At 41.2% G+C, this 17,266-nt stretch carries 25 protein-coding genes; 1 reads left to right on the forward strand and 24 read right to left on the reverse strand.

Annotated elements, in window-relative coordinates:
• Nucleotides 1-72 precede the first annotated feature (72 nt).
• From BLS24_RS02985 to rpsJ, 15 genes are all read right to left on the reverse strand, one after another.
• On the reverse strand, nt 73-258 hold the full coding sequence (locus BLS24_RS02985) for a type Z 30S ribosomal protein S14 (protein ID WP_071176725.1): 186 nt from the start codon (nt 256-258) through the stop codon (nt 73-75).
• Between the two features lie 18 nt (nt 259-276).
• Nucleotides 277-816: a 50S ribosomal protein L5 gene (gene rplE / locus BLS24_RS02990; protein ID WP_022772938.1), complete on the reverse strand. Its 540-nt coding sequence runs from the start codon at nt 814-816 to the stop codon at nt 277-279.
• A gap of 22 nt (nt 817-838) precedes the next feature.
• Nucleotides 839-1,168 carry a 50S ribosomal protein L24 gene (gene rplX / locus BLS24_RS02995; protein ID WP_071176726.1) on the reverse strand — a complete coding sequence of 110 codons (330 nt, stop codon included), beginning with the start codon at nt 1,166-1,168 and terminating at the stop codon, nt 839-841.
• Between the two features lie 12 nt (nt 1,169-1,180).
• The gene (gene rplN, locus BLS24_RS03000) at nt 1,181-1,549 is read right to left on the reverse strand and encodes a 50S ribosomal protein L14 (RefSeq protein ID WP_022764361.1); all 369 of its coding nucleotides are present in this window, start codon (nt 1,547-1,549) and stop codon (nt 1,181-1,183) included.
• Nucleotides 1,550-1,570: 21 nt separating this feature from the next.
• Nucleotides 1,571-1,825 (reverse strand): 30S ribosomal protein S17, encoded by a 255-nt coding sequence (rpsQ, locus tag BLS24_RS03005; protein WP_013280005.1) that lies wholly within the window; start codon nt 1,823-1,825, stop codon nt 1,571-1,573.
• A gap of 32 nt (nt 1,826-1,857) precedes the next feature.
• On the reverse strand, nt 1,858-2,067 hold the full coding sequence (rpmC, locus tag BLS24_RS03010; protein WP_024865221.1) for a 50S ribosomal protein L29: 210 nt from the start codon (nt 2,065-2,067) through the stop codon (nt 1,858-1,860).
• Entirely contained in the window at nt 2,057-2,494 is a 438-nt protein-coding gene (gene rplP, locus BLS24_RS03015) for a 50S ribosomal protein L16 (RefSeq protein WP_091756023.1), read from the reverse strand. Before rplP ends, rpmC begins: the two co-directional genes overlap by 11 nt.
• Entirely contained in the window at nt 2,494-3,165 is a 672-nt protein-coding gene (gene rpsC / locus BLS24_RS03020) for a 30S ribosomal protein S3 (RefSeq protein WP_022778093.1), read from the reverse strand. Before rpsC ends, rplP begins: the two co-directional genes overlap by 1 nt.
• A 19-nt stretch (nt 3,166-3,184) precedes the next feature.
• Complete coding sequence (gene rplV, locus BLS24_RS03025; RefSeq protein WP_071177512.1) at nt 3,185-3,574, reverse strand: 50S ribosomal protein L22; 390 nt, start codon at nt 3,572-3,574, stop codon at nt 3,185-3,187.
• A gap of 36 nt (nt 3,575-3,610) precedes the next feature.
• On the reverse strand, nt 3,611-3,901 hold the full coding sequence (gene rpsS, locus BLS24_RS03030) for a 30S ribosomal protein S19 (RefSeq protein ID WP_026652528.1): 291 nt from the start codon (nt 3,899-3,901) through the stop codon (nt 3,611-3,613).
• Between the two features lie 11 nt (nt 3,902-3,912).
• Nucleotides 3,913-4,755 carry a 50S ribosomal protein L2 gene (gene rplB / locus BLS24_RS03035; protein ID WP_071176728.1) on the reverse strand — a complete coding sequence of 281 codons (843 nt, stop codon included), beginning with the start codon at nt 4,753-4,755 and terminating at the stop codon, nt 3,913-3,915.
• Nucleotides 4,756-4,850: 95 nt separating this feature from the next.
• Nucleotides 4,851-5,150, reverse strand: coding sequence for a 50S ribosomal protein L23 (gene rplW / locus BLS24_RS03040; RefSeq protein ID WP_091756025.1), 300 nt, complete (start codon nt 5,148-5,150; stop codon nt 4,851-4,853).
• Nucleotides 5,150-5,773, reverse strand: a complete 624-nt coding sequence (gene rplD / locus BLS24_RS03045) for a 50S ribosomal protein L4 (protein WP_072700559.1) — start codon at nt 5,771-5,773, stop codon at nt 5,150-5,152. The genes rplW and rplD overlap by 1 nt, the downstream gene beginning before the upstream one ends.
• A 27-nt stretch (nt 5,774-5,800) precedes the next feature.
• Nucleotides 5,801-6,484: a 50S ribosomal protein L3 gene (gene rplC, locus BLS24_RS03050; protein WP_071176731.1), complete on the reverse strand. Its 684-nt coding sequence runs from the start codon at nt 6,482-6,484 to the stop codon at nt 5,801-5,803.
• Nucleotides 6,485-6,625: 141 nt separating this feature from the next.
• Nucleotides 6,626-6,937 carry a 30S ribosomal protein S10 gene (gene rpsJ / locus BLS24_RS03055; protein WP_013279995.1) on the reverse strand — a complete coding sequence of 104 codons (312 nt, stop codon included), beginning with the start codon at nt 6,935-6,937 and terminating at the stop codon, nt 6,626-6,628.
• Between the two features lie 535 nt (nt 6,938-7,472).
• Here rpsJ and BLS24_RS03060 point away from each other — a divergent pair.
• On the forward strand, nt 7,473-8,336 hold the full coding sequence (locus BLS24_RS03060; protein ID WP_091756027.1) for a class I SAM-dependent methyltransferase: 864 nt from the start codon (nt 7,473-7,475) through the stop codon (nt 8,334-8,336).
• Nucleotides 8,337-8,402: 66 nt separating this feature from the next.
• On the opposite strand, the gene BLS24_RS03065 is transcribed toward BLS24_RS03060, so the two are convergent.
• The 9 genes from BLS24_RS03065 to purB all read right to left on the reverse strand — a co-directional run bounded on the left by BLS24_RS03065 (nt 8,403) and on the right by purB (nt 17,180).
• Entirely contained in the window at nt 8,403-9,440 is a 1,038-nt protein-coding gene (locus BLS24_RS03065) for a hypothetical protein (RefSeq protein WP_143015140.1), read from the reverse strand.
• A 127-nt stretch (nt 9,441-9,567) separates the two neighbouring features.
• On the reverse strand, nt 9,568-10,332 hold the full coding sequence (locus BLS24_RS03070; RefSeq protein WP_091756031.1) for a tetratricopeptide repeat protein: 765 nt from the start codon (nt 10,330-10,332) through the stop codon (nt 9,568-9,570).
• A gap of 3 nt (nt 10,333-10,335) precedes the next feature.
• Complete coding sequence (locus tag BLS24_RS03075; protein WP_091756033.1) at nt 10,336-11,298, reverse strand: vWA domain-containing protein; 963 nt, start codon at nt 11,296-11,298, stop codon at nt 10,336-10,338.
• Nucleotides 11,295-12,398: a VWA domain-containing protein gene (locus BLS24_RS03080; protein WP_091756035.1), complete on the reverse strand. Its 1,104-nt coding sequence runs from the start codon at nt 12,396-12,398 to the stop codon at nt 11,295-11,297. Before BLS24_RS03080 ends, BLS24_RS03075 begins: the two co-directional genes overlap by 4 nt.
• A complete protein-coding gene (locus BLS24_RS03085) occupies nt 12,389-12,886 on the reverse strand; it encodes a hypothetical protein (protein ID WP_091756037.1) in 498 nt (165 codons plus the stop codon). Before BLS24_RS03085 ends, BLS24_RS03080 begins: the two co-directional genes overlap by 10 nt.
• Nucleotides 12,852-13,751, reverse strand: coding sequence for a DUF58 domain-containing protein (locus BLS24_RS03090; RefSeq protein ID WP_091756039.1), 900 nt, complete (start codon nt 13,749-13,751; stop codon nt 12,852-12,854). The genes BLS24_RS03085 and BLS24_RS03090 overlap by 35 nt, the downstream gene beginning before the upstream one ends.
• A 12-nt stretch (nt 13,752-13,763) precedes the next feature.
• Complete coding sequence (locus BLS24_RS03095) at nt 13,764-14,759, reverse strand: AAA family ATPase (RefSeq protein WP_071176739.1); 996 nt, start codon at nt 14,757-14,759, stop codon at nt 13,764-13,766.
• Between the two features lie 13 nt (nt 14,760-14,772).
• Nucleotides 14,773-15,636 (reverse strand): methylenetetrahydrofolate reductase [NAD(P)H], encoded by an 864-nt coding sequence (metF, locus tag BLS24_RS03100; protein WP_091756041.1) that lies wholly within the window; start codon nt 15,634-15,636, stop codon nt 14,773-14,775.
• 110 nt (nt 15,637-15,746) lie between these two features.
• Nucleotides 15,747-17,180 carry an adenylosuccinate lyase gene (gene purB / locus BLS24_RS03105; RefSeq protein ID WP_071176741.1) on the reverse strand — a complete coding sequence of 478 codons (1,434 nt, stop codon included), beginning with the start codon at nt 17,178-17,180 and terminating at the stop codon, nt 15,747-15,749.
• Nucleotides 17,181-17,266 lie beyond the last annotated feature (86 nt).

Here is a 17,266-nt window from a genome sequence, read left to right on the forward strand (position 1 = left end):
CCGCAATGTGTTTAATTGTTATTTAGTGGTCCCCATCCTGAACCACTTAAATGATAGTTCTGCTCTCGCAGATTACCATGATGCCTTACGAACACCAGGAATCTCGCCCTTGTATGCAAGTTCACGGAAGCAAATTCTGCAGATTCCGTACTTTCTAAGATATGCATGAGGACGACCGCAGATCTTACAACGATTATAAGCACGTGTAGAGAACTTTGGTTTCATCTGCTGTTTAACCTTCATGGATAATTTAGCCATGTGTCTTATTCCCTCCTATTACTTTGCAAAAGGCATATTGAACAGTGTGAGAAGCTCACGAGCCTCTTCATCTGTCTTAGCTGTTGTTGTGAAAATGATGTCCATACCTCTTGTTTTGTCAATCTTATCATACTCGATCTCAGGGAAGATAAGCTGCTCTTTGATACCAAGAGCGTAGTTACCTCTACCATCGAATGAGTTAGGATTGATTCCTCTGAAGTCACGTACACGAGGAAGAGCAAGGTTTACAAGACGATCAAGGAAATCGTACATCTTGTCGCCACGGAGTGTTACTTTACATCCGATTGGCATACCCTCTCTTAACTTGAAGTTAGCGATTGACTTCTTAGCCTTTGTGTAAACAGGCTTCTGGCCTGAAATAATAGCCATATCGTTTGCAGCGTTCTCAAGAAGCTTAGCATTCTCCTTAGCTTCTCCAACTGCCATATTGATAACGATCTTGTCGAGCTTTGGAACTTCCATTACGTTCTTGTAACCGAACTTCTTTGTCATAGCATCAACGATCTCGTTTTTGTATAAATCCTTATATCTACTCAACGCTTAATACCTCCTTCCTAAATTAGTCGATAACCTCACCAGTCTTTTTAGCGATGCGGTTCTTCTTTACAACCTTACCATTATCATCCTTTTCAACCTTGAAACCGATTTTAGTAGGCTGTCCGTTATGAAGATACACAACGTTTGAGATATCAAGAGCAGCTTCGCGCTCTACAATACCGCCATTAGGATTCTTTGCAGAAGGCTTCTCGTGCTTTGTAACCTTGTTAAGGCCCTCAACAACTACCTTTCCGTTCTTTACATCAACAGAAAGAACTTTTCCTTCTTTATCGATTTCTCTTCCGGCGATAACTCTTACCATATCACCCTTCTTAATCTTACTAGTTGACATCTGGGCGCCTCCTTATAATACTTCAGGAGCAAGAGAAAGAATCTTCATGAATTTCTTCTCACGAAGCTCTCTAGCTACTGGTCCAAAAATACGTGTTCCCTTAGGCGTACCATCTTCATTGATAACAACAGCAGCGTTCTCATCAAATCTGATGTAGGAACCGTCCTTACGACGTGTCTCTTTAACAGTACGAACGACAACAGCCTTAACAACGTCACCCTTCTTTACAACTCCACCGGGTGTTGCTTCTTTAACTGAAGCAACGATTGTGTCGCCGATTCTCGCATATCTTCTTGTAGATCCACCCATAACACGAATTGTAAGAAGCTCTTTAGCACCTGTGTTATCAGCGACTCTAAGTCTACTTTCCTGCTGAATCATGATATTTCTCCTTTTTTTGTATTACTTTGCACGTTCAATTATGGATACAAGTCTCCATCTCTTATCCTTGGAGATAGGCTTTGTCTCCATTACCTTAACTGTGTCACCAATACGGCACTCATTGTTCTCGTCATGAGCCTTAAGCTTGTAAGTTCTCTTTACGATCTTCTTGTAAAGAGGATGCTTAACATGGTCCTCAATGGAAACTGTGATGGTCTTGTCCATCTTATCGCTTGTTACTTTTCCAACACGCGTTTTTCTTAAATTTCTTTCCACGATCTTTTCTCCTTTTAGATTAGACAAAGGTATTAGTTAGCTGCCTTTGCGTTCTGTGTGATTACAGTCTGGATTCTTGCAATATTTCTTCTTACTTCTTTAATTCTTGCTGTATTATCCAACTGGTTTGTAGCGTTCTGGAATTTTAAGTTGAAAAGTTCTTTCTTAGCTGATACAAGCTCAGTCTGAAGCTCATCAGCTGACTTAGCCTTCAACTCATCTACATACTTATTAGTTTTCATTAGATACACCGCCTTCCAAATCAGCCTTTGAAACGATCTTGCACTTACAAGGAAGCTTATGCATAGCAAGACGAAGAGCTTCTCTTGCGTCGGCCTCGGCAACACCACCGATTTCGAACATTACACGACCAGGCTTAACAACAGCTACCCATCTATCTACGGCACCCTTACCAGAACCCATACGAGTTCCAAGAGGCTTCAATGTAATAGGCTTGTCAGGGAAAATTTTGATCCAAACCTGACCACCACGCTTGATGAAACGTGTCATAGCAACACGGGCTGCCTCAATCTGATTTGAATTGATCCAGCAAGGCTCAAGCGCAACAATACCGAAATCACCATAAGTGATTGTAGTACCACGAGTAATTTTATGAGCCATTGAACCGCGGAACTGCTTGCGGTGCTTAACTCTCTTTGGCATTAACATTATTTATCGCTCCCTTCCTTATCTGAATTCTCACCTGCTTTAGTTGGAAGTACTTCACCCTTATAGATCCATACCTTTACACCAACCTTACCATAGGTTGTATCTGCTTCAGCAAAACCATAATCGATGTCTGCTCTAAGAGTCTGAAGAGGAATTGTTCCCTCGCTGTAGAACTCTGAACGAGCGATATCAGCACCGCCGAGACGGCCTGAGCAGCATGCCTTGATACCAAGTGCATCTGTCTTCATTGTTCTGCTCATGCATGACTTCATTGCTCTTCTGAATGATACACGGTTCTCGAGCTGCTGAGCGATATTCTCTGCAACAAGCTGTGCATCCTTATCAGGCTTCTTGATTTCTTTGATATCAACAAGAACTTTCTTGTCTGTGAGCTTTGAAAGCTCCTTCTTGGTTACTTCGATTTCAGCACCGCCCTTACCGATTACGACACCAGGCTTAGCTGTATAAACGATAACCTTAACTCTATCTGATGCTCTCTCGATCTCGATCTTAGAAACACCAGCTGCATATAACTTCTTCTTCAGAAATTTTCTGATATTATAATCTTCTACAAGATTATTGGCGAAATCGCCAGATTCAGCATACCACTTGGAATCCCAGTCAGCGATAACACCGACTCTGAGGCCATGAGGATTAACTTTCTGTCCCATTCTTAGGTTCTCCTTTCAATTATCTCTCGTCCAAAATAACAGTGAGATGGCTCATTCTCTTATTGATTCTGTATGCTCTACCCTGTGCTCTAGGCTGAATTCTCTTCATGATAGGGCCGTTGCTAGCAGTGCACTCAGCAATATAGAGATTTGATCTGTTCATACCCTTGTTGTTCTCAGCGTTAGCTACAGCGCTTGCAAGAAGCTTGTAGATTACGCTTGAAGCATATCTAGGATTGTACTGAAGGATTGCAAGTGCAGTCTCAACGTCCTTTCCTCTGATAGCATCCATGACAAAGCATGCCTTCTGAACTGGTATTCTTGCGTAAGATAACTTTGCAAAAGGTCTTGTTTCTTTATTGTCACGATTTCTTTCTCTTTTGATTTTTGATCTATGCTTGATCTCCATTTCCATGGATATAACCTCCTTTCGTTAAAACACTTCTTAGTTTACGCTGCTCTTTCTCTCTGCAGGAGAGTTTCCAGCATGTCCTCTGAATGTTCTTGTAGGAACAAACTCACCAAGCTTGTGTCCAACCATATCTTCAGTAACATATACAGGAATATGCTTTCTTCCATCATGAACAGCAATTGTGTGTCCAACAAAAGATGGGAAAATTGTAGAACGACGTGACCATGTCTTAATAATCTGCTTCTGGCCCTCTGCGTTCATAGCATCTATCTTCTTAAGCAGGCTTGCGTCTGCAAAAGGTCCCTTTTTAAGTGATCTAGACATTTTATTCCTCCTTATTTGATGGCTTTACCGTTTCTTCTTCTTACGATGAGCTTGTTAGAAGCCTTCTTAGCCTTACGTGTCTTATAACCAAGAGCTGGCTTGCCCCAAGGTGTGCTAGGACCAGAACGTCCGATAGGAGCTCTACCTTCACCACCACCGTGTGGATGGTCGTTAGGGTTCATAACAGAACCACGAACTGTAGGTCTGATGCCCATGTGACGAATTCTTCCAGCTTTACCATAGTTGATAAGGTTGTGATCACCATTTCCAACAACACCGATTGTAGCTCTGCACTCGATAGGAACCATTCTCATCTCACCTGAAGGAAGACGAAGTGTAGCGTACTTACCTTCTTTGGCCATGAGCTGTGCAGCGTTTCCTGCTGAACGAACCATCTGTCCGCCCTTACCAGGATAAAGCTCAATGTTGTGTACGTTTTCACCGACAGGAATCTGTGAAAGTGGGAGGCAGTTACCAACACGGATCTCAGCGTTAGCACCGTTCATAACTGTCATGCCATCTGTTAAACCGTTAGGTGCAAGGATATAAGCCTTTGTGCCATCCTCGTACTGGATAAGTGCGATATTTGCTGATCTGTTAGGATCATACTCAATTCCGATAACCTTTGCAGGCATATCATCCTTGTTTCTTCTGAAATCGATAATTCTGTACTTAACTCTGCCGCCGCATCCGCGATGTCTTACTGTGATCTTACCCTGGTTGTTACGACCAGCCTTGCTGTTCTTAGAAACAACGAGTGACTTCTCTGGTGTAGACTTTGTAATCTCTGAGAAATCTGATCCAGTCATGTTTCTTCTGGATGGGGTATATGGGCCGTATTTCTTAATTCCCATGATATTTTCTCCTTTTGTTTTATCACGCGTCTAGTGATTACTCACTTGAATCCCGGGCTCTTCTTGGATTCGCACGTATAATTATTAGTTATAAATTAGAGTCCCTGGAAAATCTCGATGTCCTTGCTATCAGCTGTAAGCTGAACGATTGCTTTCTTAGTCTTAGCTGTGAAACCAACAGTCATGCCACGTCTCTTCATCTTGCCGTTAGCATTGATTGTGTTAACCTTAGCAACCTTAGCTCCCTCGAACATCTTCTCTACAGCTTCCTTGATCTGAGTCTTGTTAGCTTCTGGATTAACAAGGAAAGTGTACTTCTTCTCGCTCATGCCAGCCATGCTCTTCTCTGTGAGAACTGGCTTAAGGATTACGTCATAATACTGTAATGCTGCCATTAGCAATACACCTCCTCTATCTTAGCAACTGCATCCTTTGTAAGGACGAGTGTTCTAGCGTTTACGATATCATACACATTAAGTGTGTTTGTAAGTGTTGTGTTTGCTTCAGCAAGGTTTCTAGCTGAAAGAACAACATTCTTATCATTATCTGCAAGTACTACAAGAGCCTTACGAGTAGCCTTAAGGTTGTTCATAACCTCTGCAAATCTCTTTGTCTTGATCTCGTCGAACTTAAGCTCGTCAACAACGATGATGTTGTTGTTCTGAACCTTATCTGTAAGAGCAGACTTAAGAGCAGCTCTCTTCTCTTTCTTGTTCATCTTGAAAGAATAATCTCTTGGAACTGGAGCGAATACAACTCCGCCGCCCTTCCACTGAGGAGCTCTGATAGATCCCTGTCTTGCATGACCTGTTCCCTTCTGTCTCCAAGGCTTTCTTCCGCCTCCTGAAACTTCAGAACGTGTCTTAGCTTTCTGTGTACCCTGGCGCTTGTCAGCGAGCTGCTGAAGAACTGCCATGTGCACAAGATGTTCATTTACTTCAACTCCGAAGATAGCATCGTTTAAATCGATCTTGCCAACTTCTTTGCCTTCCATATTGTAAACAGATACATTAGCCATCTGTATGGTCCTCCTTTCGCGTTCTTATTAGCCTATTGCCTTAACTGTTTCTTTGATAGCAACAAGTCCCTTCTTAGGTCCTGGAATAGCACCCTTAACAAGAATAAGATTCTTGTCAGCATCTACTCTAACAACCTCAAGATTCTGAACTGTTACTTTTACACTGCCCATGTGACCAGGCATTCCCTTGCCCTTGAATACGCGGCTAGGATCTGAACTTGAACCATTAGAACCCTGATGACGGTGGAACTTGGAACCGTGTGCCATAGGTCCTCTGTGCTGACCATTCTTCTTAATAGCACCCTGGAATCCTTTTCCCTTTGAAACTGCTGTAGCATCAATCTTGTCGCCTTCTGCGAAGATATCAGCCTTGATCTCAGCGCCAAGAGCATACTCTGCAGCATTCTCAAGCTTGAACTCTCTTACATATCTCTTGCAAGAAACTCCAGCCTTCTTGAAATGTCCCTGCTCAGCCTTTGTAGCGCCATGACGGTGGTAGATTGTCTTGCTACCGTTCTTGTCCTTGTTAACAACCTTTTCCTTCTTGTCAACATATCCAACCTGAACAGCGCTATAACCGTCGTTCTCTACAGTTTTGATCTGTGTTACTACACATGGTCCTGCCTGAAGAACAGTTACAGGAACAAGTGAACCATCTTCTTTGAAGATCTGAGTCATTCCGACTTTAGTAGCTAAAATAGCCTTCTTCATGTTTTTTACCTCCTATTACGTCTACAGCGGATGCTTGGTTCGTTCGCAATGTCGCTTTAATTGTCTGCAACGTGACAATTCTCCAGTTTTCACGGCATCATGCGTCTCGCATCATACTAGTAGAGGTCAATGTTACTTAAATTATTTCATCTTGATGTTTATGTTTACACCAGCTGGCATCTCGAGTCTCTGAAGAGCCTCAACTGTCTTTGATGTAGGTGTGATGATATCGATAAGTCTCTTATGTGTTCTCTGCTCGAACTGTTCTCTAGAATCTTTGTACTTGTGAACTGCTCTTAAGATAGTAACAACTTCCTTCTTAGTAGGAAGAGGTACTGGTCCACTTACCTGAGAACCGTTCTTCTTGACTGTCTCGATAATCTTCTTGGCAGATGCATCAACAAGCTGATGATCATAAGCCTTAAGTGTAATTCTCATTACCTGATTTGCCATAAAAAAAGTCGCCTCCTTTTCGCACTTTTAATGAAGTACGACAAGCGGTGACTGTACACTCTCCCGTGTGTGTCCTAAACCTTAATACATAATAAGGTCATAGTTTTACTACACGTCGTTTCTGCCTTGGGTTAGTCGGCAGACTCTTTAATTACTGTACAGTGACTTGTCGTCAGTTTGGTTGGCCTTGGTTCGGCCTCTAGACATTCGCTCCACGGAAAACCTGCTTAACTGGATAAAGCAGCAACCTCACGCTTCATAGCTATCATGTCACAGCGTTTATGAGTATAAAACATTTTGATATTTAATGCAACACCTTTTTAAAAATTAATCTCTTTTATGGTAAAATCAGCCTTTTTTAGCTATTTTTCTTGATCAAAATTAATCTTTTTATTCATTTAGATGACTATAAACATGTGCTGTAGTACAATGTGACCTGCACATCAACGCAAATAATAGCATTTATTAATAGAAAAAACTATTATCAGAGTTTAAACTATTATAAAGAATATATTATATGGAAGGAATTAAATCTATGTGGATTGCAGACGGATGGAAAGACTACGAAGTACTAGACACCTCAAGCGGTGAGAAGCTTGAACGTTGGGGCGACTATTTACTCGTAAGACCAGACCCACAGGTTATTTGGAATACAGAAAAAAAGCATTACGGATGGAAGAAGTTCAACGGACACTATCATCGCAGCAATAAAGGCGGCGGTGAGTGGGAGTTCCATAAGCTTCCAGAAGAATGGACTATTAATTATAAGGAACTTACATTTAATCTTAAACCATTTAGCTTCAAGCACACAGGTCTTTTCCCTGAGCAGGCAGCTAACTGGGATTGGTTCTCTTCATTAATAAAGGAAGCTGATCGTCCAATTAAAGTTCTTAACCTCTTTGCTTATACAGGTGGTGCTACTGTTTCAGCAGCTAAGGCTGGGGCAAGTGTAACTCACGTTGATGCCGCTAAGGGTATGGTTGCTTGGGCAAAAGAGAATGCTGCTTCATCAGGACTTGCTGATGCACCTATCAGATATCTTGTTGATGACTGCGTTAAGTTTGTTGAAAGAGAAATAAGACGTGGCAATAAATATGATGCCATCATCATGGATCCTCCTTCATATGGAAGAGGTCCTAAGGGTGAGATCTGGAAGATCGAGGAATCTGTTTTCCCATTTATCCAGTTATCTGCTAAGCTTCTTTCAGATAACCCACTGTTCTTCCTTATCAACTCATACACAACAGGTCTACAGCCTGCAGTACTTTCTTATATGCTTCATACAGTTCTTGATCCTATTCACGAAGGAAATGTAGAGGCCAATGAGATTGGACTTCCAGTTAAAGGAAATGGTCTTGTACTTCCATGCGGAGCAAGTGGACGCTGGACAGCAAAATAAAAATATATTTCTATATATAAAAAATGAAGGTTAGAATTTTCCAACCTTCATTTTATTTATCATTCCTTAGTTAAGACTTACTGAAACTGCATGATAATATTCATCTGATCCACGCTCAATTACTACTGATATGTTCTTGTCCTGAAGGATTACTGGACATCTTGAGAAGTTTGTAGCTGCATCAAGTCTTATCTGCATTGTTCCGCCGCTTGTCTCAAGATAAAGAGTATTCTCTGTTGTGCTTGAGCTTACCTTACCAGAAACTGTAGTCTTGGATGAAGCATCAAGTGTAACTTCAGAAGCAGCACTAGCTGAATTATTTACAAGCTTGGATGTGTGATTCCATGCATCGCTTCCTCTATAGAAGTTAACTGTAATGCTCTCGCCTGGCATAAGCACTCGGCAAGCACTTGCATCTGTTGCAAGGTCAAGAACAAACTCCATTGTTCCTGCTGAAGTTGAGAGGTAAAGGATTGAAGAAGTAGTACCCTTCTCTACTGTTCCTGTTACACCGCTTCCTGATGAAGTACCAGCTGCTGAACTTGATGTAGCAGAAGCACCGCCGTTACTTGAAATTGAAAGAGCATGCATATATGCATCTGATCCTCGTGCAACTACAACCTGAACACTCTTACCGATGATGAGCATTGTAACACCTGAAAGATCTGTCTCATCATCCATCTTGATCTGCATTGTTCCGTTGTCTGTATTTAAATATAGAAGTTCTTCTGATGTACCTTTAGCAATAGTACCTTTTACTGTTGCTTTGTTGCCTGTATCAATTGTAACCTTACCAACCTTTGCTGTTCCTGTAAGAGTAGATGCATGCCAGTACTCATCGCTTCCTCTATAACATGAAGCTGTAATACTGCTTCCTGGAAGAATAAGCTTGGTTCCGCTTACCTGGGTTGAGCTGTCGATCTTGATCTCCATTGTTCCGCCGCTTGTGGACAGATACAGGATATCTGAAGTTGTTTTATCTGAAACCGTTCCTGAGAAGGTGGTCTCTGCCGCCTTAGTATCAACAGAATATGTAAATGCTGTAGTTAATATCAGTAGAAGCGTCAACAGTACGCTTAATATCATTGATATTCGTTTTTTCATAATATTTTTACCCCTTTCATACAACATCTTCCTTTTTCCACACTCTATTATACATCATATAGTAGAGGTTGCATAGTATCTCAAATTATCAAGAAAAAAGAAGCCCGCACAATGTGCGAGCTTCTGATTACCATGGATGTTCTGGCCCGGAACCACCAGCGGTTTCCTCACCATCTTCATCATATTTGCCGTAATATTCCTGTTCCTCAACTCTTTCGCTAGCTGATTTAGTTCTATTATCCTGAATCTCCTGAATTTCTTCCTGAGTCATAGGTTGTGGCTGTTCTTGCTTTTGCTGGTCATCTTGATCTTGTTCTTCCTGCTGCTCTTGCTGTTGTTGCTGCTCCTGATCATCAGAATTATCATTATTATTCTGCTGTTGCTGGAGTTTCTCGATCATCTTATCGATATCTTCCTTAAGCTGCTGAGCAGTTGCATCTGTTCCAGTTCCTTCATCATTGGCATACCCTTTTTCCATAAGGATATCTCTAGCACTGTACAATATCTGAAGCGCCCCTTGAATATCCGTATCAGTTTTCAGATTATCAAAATCAATACTATAGCAAAGAGCCAGCGCCAGGTTTATTCTGATAGGAATATCCCTGTCTTCTGGAACATTCTCATATGAGAGAGCCTGATAATAATAAGCTGCTGCAGTAGAATAGTCTCCTCCCTGGTAATAGCAATTACCAAGATTGTAATAAGGAAGGTAACTCTCAGGGTGATTGAATAAAACCTCGAATTTCTGTACTGGAGGTGCATAAGTTTCTGAAGCATATGCTACAATAAAGAAATGGTTTAAAAGTACCTTCAGCACAAAAAAACCTGAAGCTACAACAAGTACGATAGAAATAATAAAGGGTATCATAACCTTTAAAGGTGTCTTCTTCATAAATTATAATCTCCCCTTCCTTATTATTATGTACAGTTCAAGTAACATCATAAGAGCCAGTGGAATAGCAAAGTAATAATACATGTCTATATATCTCTCAGCGCCTGTCTCTTTATCCATAACAGTCTTGCACTGATTCTTGACCTCTTCGATGATTCCCTTGATAGGGTCATGTCCAGAGTTCATGTTAAGATAGCTGAGATTAAGGTCTGTAGCCACCTGCTGAAGATTCTCTTCATTGATAATAGAAATAGCATCCTGGTGAGTTGTACTGTCATATACGTAGCCCCAGCTGCCGTCCTTCATCTTGCCACCTTTTTCTGAACCATATCCCAAAACAGCACCTGTATCTACAAATTCAGCAAGCTCTGCATAAGACTGAAGTTCTTCTCCATTTGTGATCTCACCATCACTGATATAAAAAACTACTGTCCTTCTGTTCTCTTTTTTCCTAGATGATGAAAGAAGTGATCTCATATCGTAATAAGGAAGATTTAGACTACTTCCAGCTGCATCGTATGAATCGATCTGAGTTATGGTAGCCATAAGATCTTCGATATATCTAACATCCTGAGTAAATGGGCTTACTACCTTTGACTTGTTATCAAAAGTAACGATAGCAAAGTTACTTCCTGCAAGTTCATCGATAATATATTGAACATCCTTAAGCGCGCCACTCATTCTGGTATTTTTGCCGCTGTAGTCTTCTGCCCACATACTAAGAGTAGTATCTACAACAAAGAGAACATCCAGATTCTTGGTAGCAAATTCAACATTATCATCTACTGTAACTGGTCTAAGACCTATGCACAGCACAAGAATGTAGATGATGGATAATCTTGCTATCGAAAAGATCTTTTCTTTAAGTTTTAACTGATTTCTCCATATTATGATCACCGTTGCCGTCATCAAAATGATGAATATAGCAAGCAGTGAAAATATAGGTAAAATAGGTAATAGTCTCATCTTTGTAACACCAATCCTGCCGTTATTGAAGCCACAAGGCACATAAGCAATGTGACAAATGGTATAAATGGCATGTCTGTATATTCTTTGGAAGCAACAGTCTTAACAAGGAGTGCGTCCTCCTTCTGAATGTTTCCAACAATATCTTTTACTGAATTATCAGTAGTTCTGATATAGAGCTTACCGCCTGTTATCTTAATGGCGTTCTCAAACTCACTCTTGCACTCTTCGTAATCATAGAGATCAGGCATATAGAAAACCTCTTCTCTAGGATAAATGCCATAAACAGTTACATCATTAACAGCGCAAGCCTCTGCTGCCTTCTCCACATCAACGATCTGTGGAGCAATGTTACTAAGCTCATTGTCAGTACACATGATGATAACTCTTGTTCTCTCTGATTCCCCAAGATATGGGAATGAATATAGAGCTGTAGCAAGGCCTTCACCAATAAGTGATGAGCCCTTAGTGTCAGAATTATAAACTGTACCAGCATCAAAGTATGACAGCTTGATTGCCATCTCCTCATACTTTTCATACTCTTCATCAGTCAGATCAGAGTATTTCTTACCGTTATAGGTTTCCATAAACTCTTTTTGCATAACAAAGTACTGCTCGAGCTCATCAAGCTTGTCTATAACATAGTCATAGTCATCAGTAAGTGGTACATAGGTAACTGTTGAAGTATTGAATATATTGATTCCAATTCTATCTCCCTCAAGGCCCCTTACAAGCTCCTCAAGGTAATCTGTAACCTCGTAGTTGAGGTCATACAGTGAATAAGAAACATCCAAGCAAATGATAATATCTCTTTTCTTTATAGTGCTCTCGATCTCTTTTGTTTCAAAGGGCCTGGCTATAAGGAAAAGGGATGATACGATACTTCCCACAAGACTGGCTACCAAAATGCATCTAAGGATCTTGTATCTTTTCTCAAGCTTTTGATAAATAGCTGATTGTCTGATTCTTGAAGTGTTTGCCGCCTTTATACCTGTGGAATATGAATTTGCCTTGTGGCGCTGCACACCAAGTAGTGCAAACAGTACCACAGCAAGAATAATGCCGCCGATAATGACAACACTTTTGTGCATCAATTCCATGTTTTTATCACTCCCATAGCGCTATTGCATGAAGCCTCAAGGCTCATCTTGGTAGCCCTGTTATCTTCTGCAAATTCAGGTACATAGTATTCCTCGATCAGCTTATTGAGCTTCTCAATCCCAAGTCCCTTGATCTCATAGAGAGTATAGTTTTCCACATTGATACCTGTAGTTTCCTGTACAAATCCTCTAATTATGATACTAAGCCTCTGATAGCCATCTCTTTTTGTAATTTTCTTTGCATTATAATCCGCAAGAACAGCCTGGATCATTCCAACATATCTGCCCTTTGCGTTTGTGATAACTCTCTGTGAAGGTTGGATGAAAACTGGGCCTTCCTTTGTAGCCTCTACCTGTGTCTGAGCCTTTTTATAAAAACGCCTCATTATCAAAAGAAAAGCCACAGATAAGAGCAGTGCTGCAATAGCAAAAAGCCATACCCACAGATAAAATTCAAACGGTGGTTGTAATGTAACCGTAGTTTCCATGTCTGTACCTTTCTAGCAGAAGGATAATGTTATCGATGATCTCGCTTTCCTTTTTAATGGAAACGACAGATGCCCTACCCTGTCTGCAGTTTTCGTTTATAATATCAGCTTCCTCAGTTCTGATGCCCTGTTCAAGCTCTCTTAACTTAGCATTATGTGAAAAGAAAAATCTCTCATATCTTCCAACATCTAAGTCAAATACACTCTGGCCAGTAAGACCAGCATCCTGAATTCCGATTGCCACAAGATCATGGTCCATGGTAATAGCTCTGATGAGATTCTTGTCGATGGTAGCCAAAGTGCTGACATCAGTAATAAGGAAAATGATCATTCTCTTATGAACATTGTTGATGACGTCCTTAAGAGTCTTGGTAATATCCTGAGCGCCGTCAGTTGTTACGCATTTCTGATACTCATAGAGAAGCCTCTCAAGGTGATCAGCCCCAGACTTGAACATGCTCATAAAGGCTCCGCTTGCATTTGGAAAAGACAATGCGTAATCCGCACCGTTTCTACCTGCAATATAAGCCATTGTTCCAAAAGTCATAAGAGCAAGTTCCTTTTTGGCCTCACCTGAAGGAGTATCACCAGTCATCTTGGTACCACAGTCGCATACAAACATCATGTTGTGTCTTCTGTCTGTCATGTAACGTCTAACCAGGATTGTTCCCATTCTGGAAGAAGACTTCCAGTCGATATCATGGACCTCATCACCAGGGGTGTATTCCTTGAGGTCTTCAAAATCCATACTCCTACCTTTGTGAATAGAGTGGAAATCACCTTCGAGAATATTAGAGGTCTTTCTATTTGTATAAAGAGTCACCGCTCTTCTAATTCTTGATAAATACTCGTAATCTATATTCATAGCTTCATCTCATCAAGGTGTCTTAACAGAGTTTACGATTCCGTCAATTACCTGTTCAATGGTGATGTTGTCAGCAACTGCAGAATAATTAAGACCGATTCTATGTCTGAGAACCTGATGTCTTACGAGCTTGACATCCTCTGGAGTAGCATAAGTTCTGCCCTGCATGAGAGCTGCTGCCTTAGCCATCTTAAGGAATGCAATAGATGCACGAGGTGAAACACCGATACGTACATACTTGCCAAGTTCAAAGCCAGGAATCTGGTTTGCTCTTCTGCTGGCAACTACGATGCTTGAGATGTACCACTTAACAGCATCATCTACATAAACCTGATCGACGATATCCTGAACCTTATCAACGTCCTTGATAGTAAGAACTGGATCATCAACTCTTGAGATAACACCTGACTCGATACGGCTTAAGATTTCAACCTCTTCTGCAGCTGTAGGGTATGTAATAACCTCTTTTACAAGGAATCTATCTGTCTGAGCCTCTGAAAGAGGATATGTTCCCTCCTGCTCGATAGGGTTCTGAGTAGCGATTACAATAAAGATATCTTCTGGCATACGATATGTCTCGCCGCCGATAGTAACCTGTTTCTCCTGCATGGCCTCAAGCATAGCAGCCTGAGTCTTGGCAGATGAACGGTTAACCTCATCAAGGAGTACGAAGTTAGCAAATACAGGTCCAAGGATTGTCTCGAACTTGTTAGTTGCCTGATTGTAGATCTGTGTACCTACGATATCACCAGGTAAAAGATCTGGTGTACACTGAATTCTTGCAAACTTTCCGTCTACAGCATCTGAAATAGCCTTGGCGGCTGTTGTCTTAGCAAGTCCTGGAACTGACTCCACCAAGATATGGCCATCAGCAATGATAGAAGCGATAAGTGAGAACTTAAGCTGCTTCTGTCCAACTACTTTGGCATCGAAGTAATCTGATAACTTTTTGATCACTTCTTGTGAGTAATTAAAATCTTCCTGACTAATGTTATTTTTTGCGTCCATTTTATCTTTCCCTTTACTTTATTATTGTTGCCAGGTTGCGCATAATTCCTGCAGCAATTTCCGGCTTGTTCATAGAATAAACGTGTATGTGGCTTACTCCATTTGAAATCAGATCAATGATCTGATCACTTGCATATATGATTCCAGCTTCCCTAAGCTTGTCAGGATCATCAGCAAATCTGTCTACCATTATCTTCATCTTCTGAGGAATGGTTGAACCAGAAAGTGCCACACTTCGTGAAACCTGCTTCACATTTGTGATAGGCATGATGCCTGGAAGAACAGGGACCTCAATTCCTTTTTCTCTGATACGATAGAGGAACTGGTATAAAGTCGAATTATCAAAAAACATCTGAGTTGTAAGGAAGTCACAGCCTGCATCCACTTTTTCTTTGAGATGAAGGATATCTTCTGACTGACGGGCACATTCAATGTGGCCCTCTGGATAACAAGCTCCACCGATACAGCAATCGCTGTACTTAGATTTAATATCATGAATCAGCTGGTACGCATGATCATAGTCATAACATACTCTGCCTTCTTTTGGGATATCTCCCCTAAGTGCCATGATATTCTCGATTCCCTTTTCCTTGTATGCGTCGATCATTGAATCTACGTATTCTTTGGTAGAAGAAACGCATGTAAGGTGGGCAATAACATCAACGCCATATTTATTCTGAAGATTTGCTGCGATATTTGCAGTATTTTGACTGGTTCCGCCACCTGCTCCGTAGGTTACGCTCATAAAATCAGGCTTAAGTGCTGCAATTTCTGCTGAAGCCTTCTCTACCGCTGCATATCCCGCATCTGTTTTTGGTGGAAAAACCTCGAAAGAAAGTGTGACATCTTTGCTATTTAGAATATCAATGATTTTCATACCGGTAGCCTCCTAAAAAATCCTCTTCGCTAGTCTATCAAATATACAAAAATGACGCAAGTTATCACCTGCGCCATTTAATGCACTGTAATTTATATTATTTTGCAAAATTAAACGTTGATCTCAGCCTTTACTCCAAGATCATCCTTATTGGCATCAAGAATAGGATCAACAACTTCAGATAAGAACTTCTCAACCTGATGAGCACTGCATCCAACATACTTCTTTGGATCCATAGAAGCCTTAAGTTCCTCAAGTGAAAGAGGGAATGCTGGATCCTCAGCAATAAGCTCAAGAAGGTTATTGTCTTTACCTTCAACCTTAACTGTCTTGCCTGCTTCCATTGAGAGCTCTCTGATCCTCTCATGAAGCTCCTGTCTGTCTCCGCCAGCCTTAACAGCATCCATCATGATGTTCTCTGTAGCCATGAATGGAAGCTCTGACATAAGTCTCTTTTCAATAACCTTAGGATATACAACAAGTCCGTCTACAACGTTAAGGCACAGATCAAGGATACCGTCTGTTGCAAGGAAGCCCTCAGGAATTGAAAGTCTCTTGTTGGCAGAATCATCAAGTGTTCTCTCAAACCACTGTGAAACCTCAGTGATAGCTGGATTAAGTGTATCAATGATGACGTATCTTGCAAGAGAGCAGATACGCTCACTTCTCATTGGATTTCTCTTATAAGCCATAGCTGATGAACCGATCTGGCTCTTTTCAAATGGCTCTTCTACTTCCTTAAGATGCTGAAGAAGTCTGATATCCTGAGCCATCTTAGTGGCAGATGATGCGATGCCTGCAAGAACGTTGATAACCTTCATGTCGATCTTACGGCTGTAGGTCTGACCTGAAACAGCCATGCATCCCTTGAAACCAAGCTTTTCTGCAAGCATTGGATCAAGCTTATCAACCTTTGAAAGATCTCCATCAAAAAGCTCAAGGAAAGAAGCCTGTGTTCCTGTTGTTCCCTTTGAACCAAGAAGCTTCATATTATCAAGGACATAATCAAGGTCCTCAAGGTCAATAGTAAAGTCCTGAAGCCAGAGTGTAGCTCTTTTACCAACTGTTGTTGGCTGTGCTGGCTGGAAGTGTGTAAATCCAAGTGTTGGCTGATCCTTGTACTTGTCAGCAAACTTAGAAAGCTCGTAGATAACATTAACAAGCTTCTTACGAACAAGCTTAAGACCTTCTGTCATGATGATGATATCTGTGTTATCACCAACGTAGCAGCTTGTTGCACCAAGGTGGATGATACCCTTAGCCTTTGGGCACTGCTGGCCATATGCATATACATGGCTCATTACATCGTGACGAACTTCCTTTTCTCTAGCCTTGGCAACATCATAGTTGATGTCATCCTGATGAGCCTTAAGCTCATCGATCTGTTCCTGGGTTATATTAAGTCCAAGCTCTTTTTCTATCTCTGCAAGAGCGATCCACAGCTTTCTCCAAGTCTTGAACTTCATGTCCTGGGAAAAGATGTACTGCATCTCTTTACTTGCATATCGCTCTGATAATGGGCTTGTATAACGATCTGTACTCATACTAATCTCCTTTTAAAAACCAATTTTCACATTTTGAGCAATACGGATTGCTCCGCTTCGCTCTCGCAATCCTACGGCCATTCGGA

This window comes from Butyrivibrio sp. INlla18, assembly GCF_900103635.1.
Classification (GTDB): Bacteria; Bacillota; Clostridia; order Lachnospirales; family Lachnospiraceae; genus Butyrivibrio.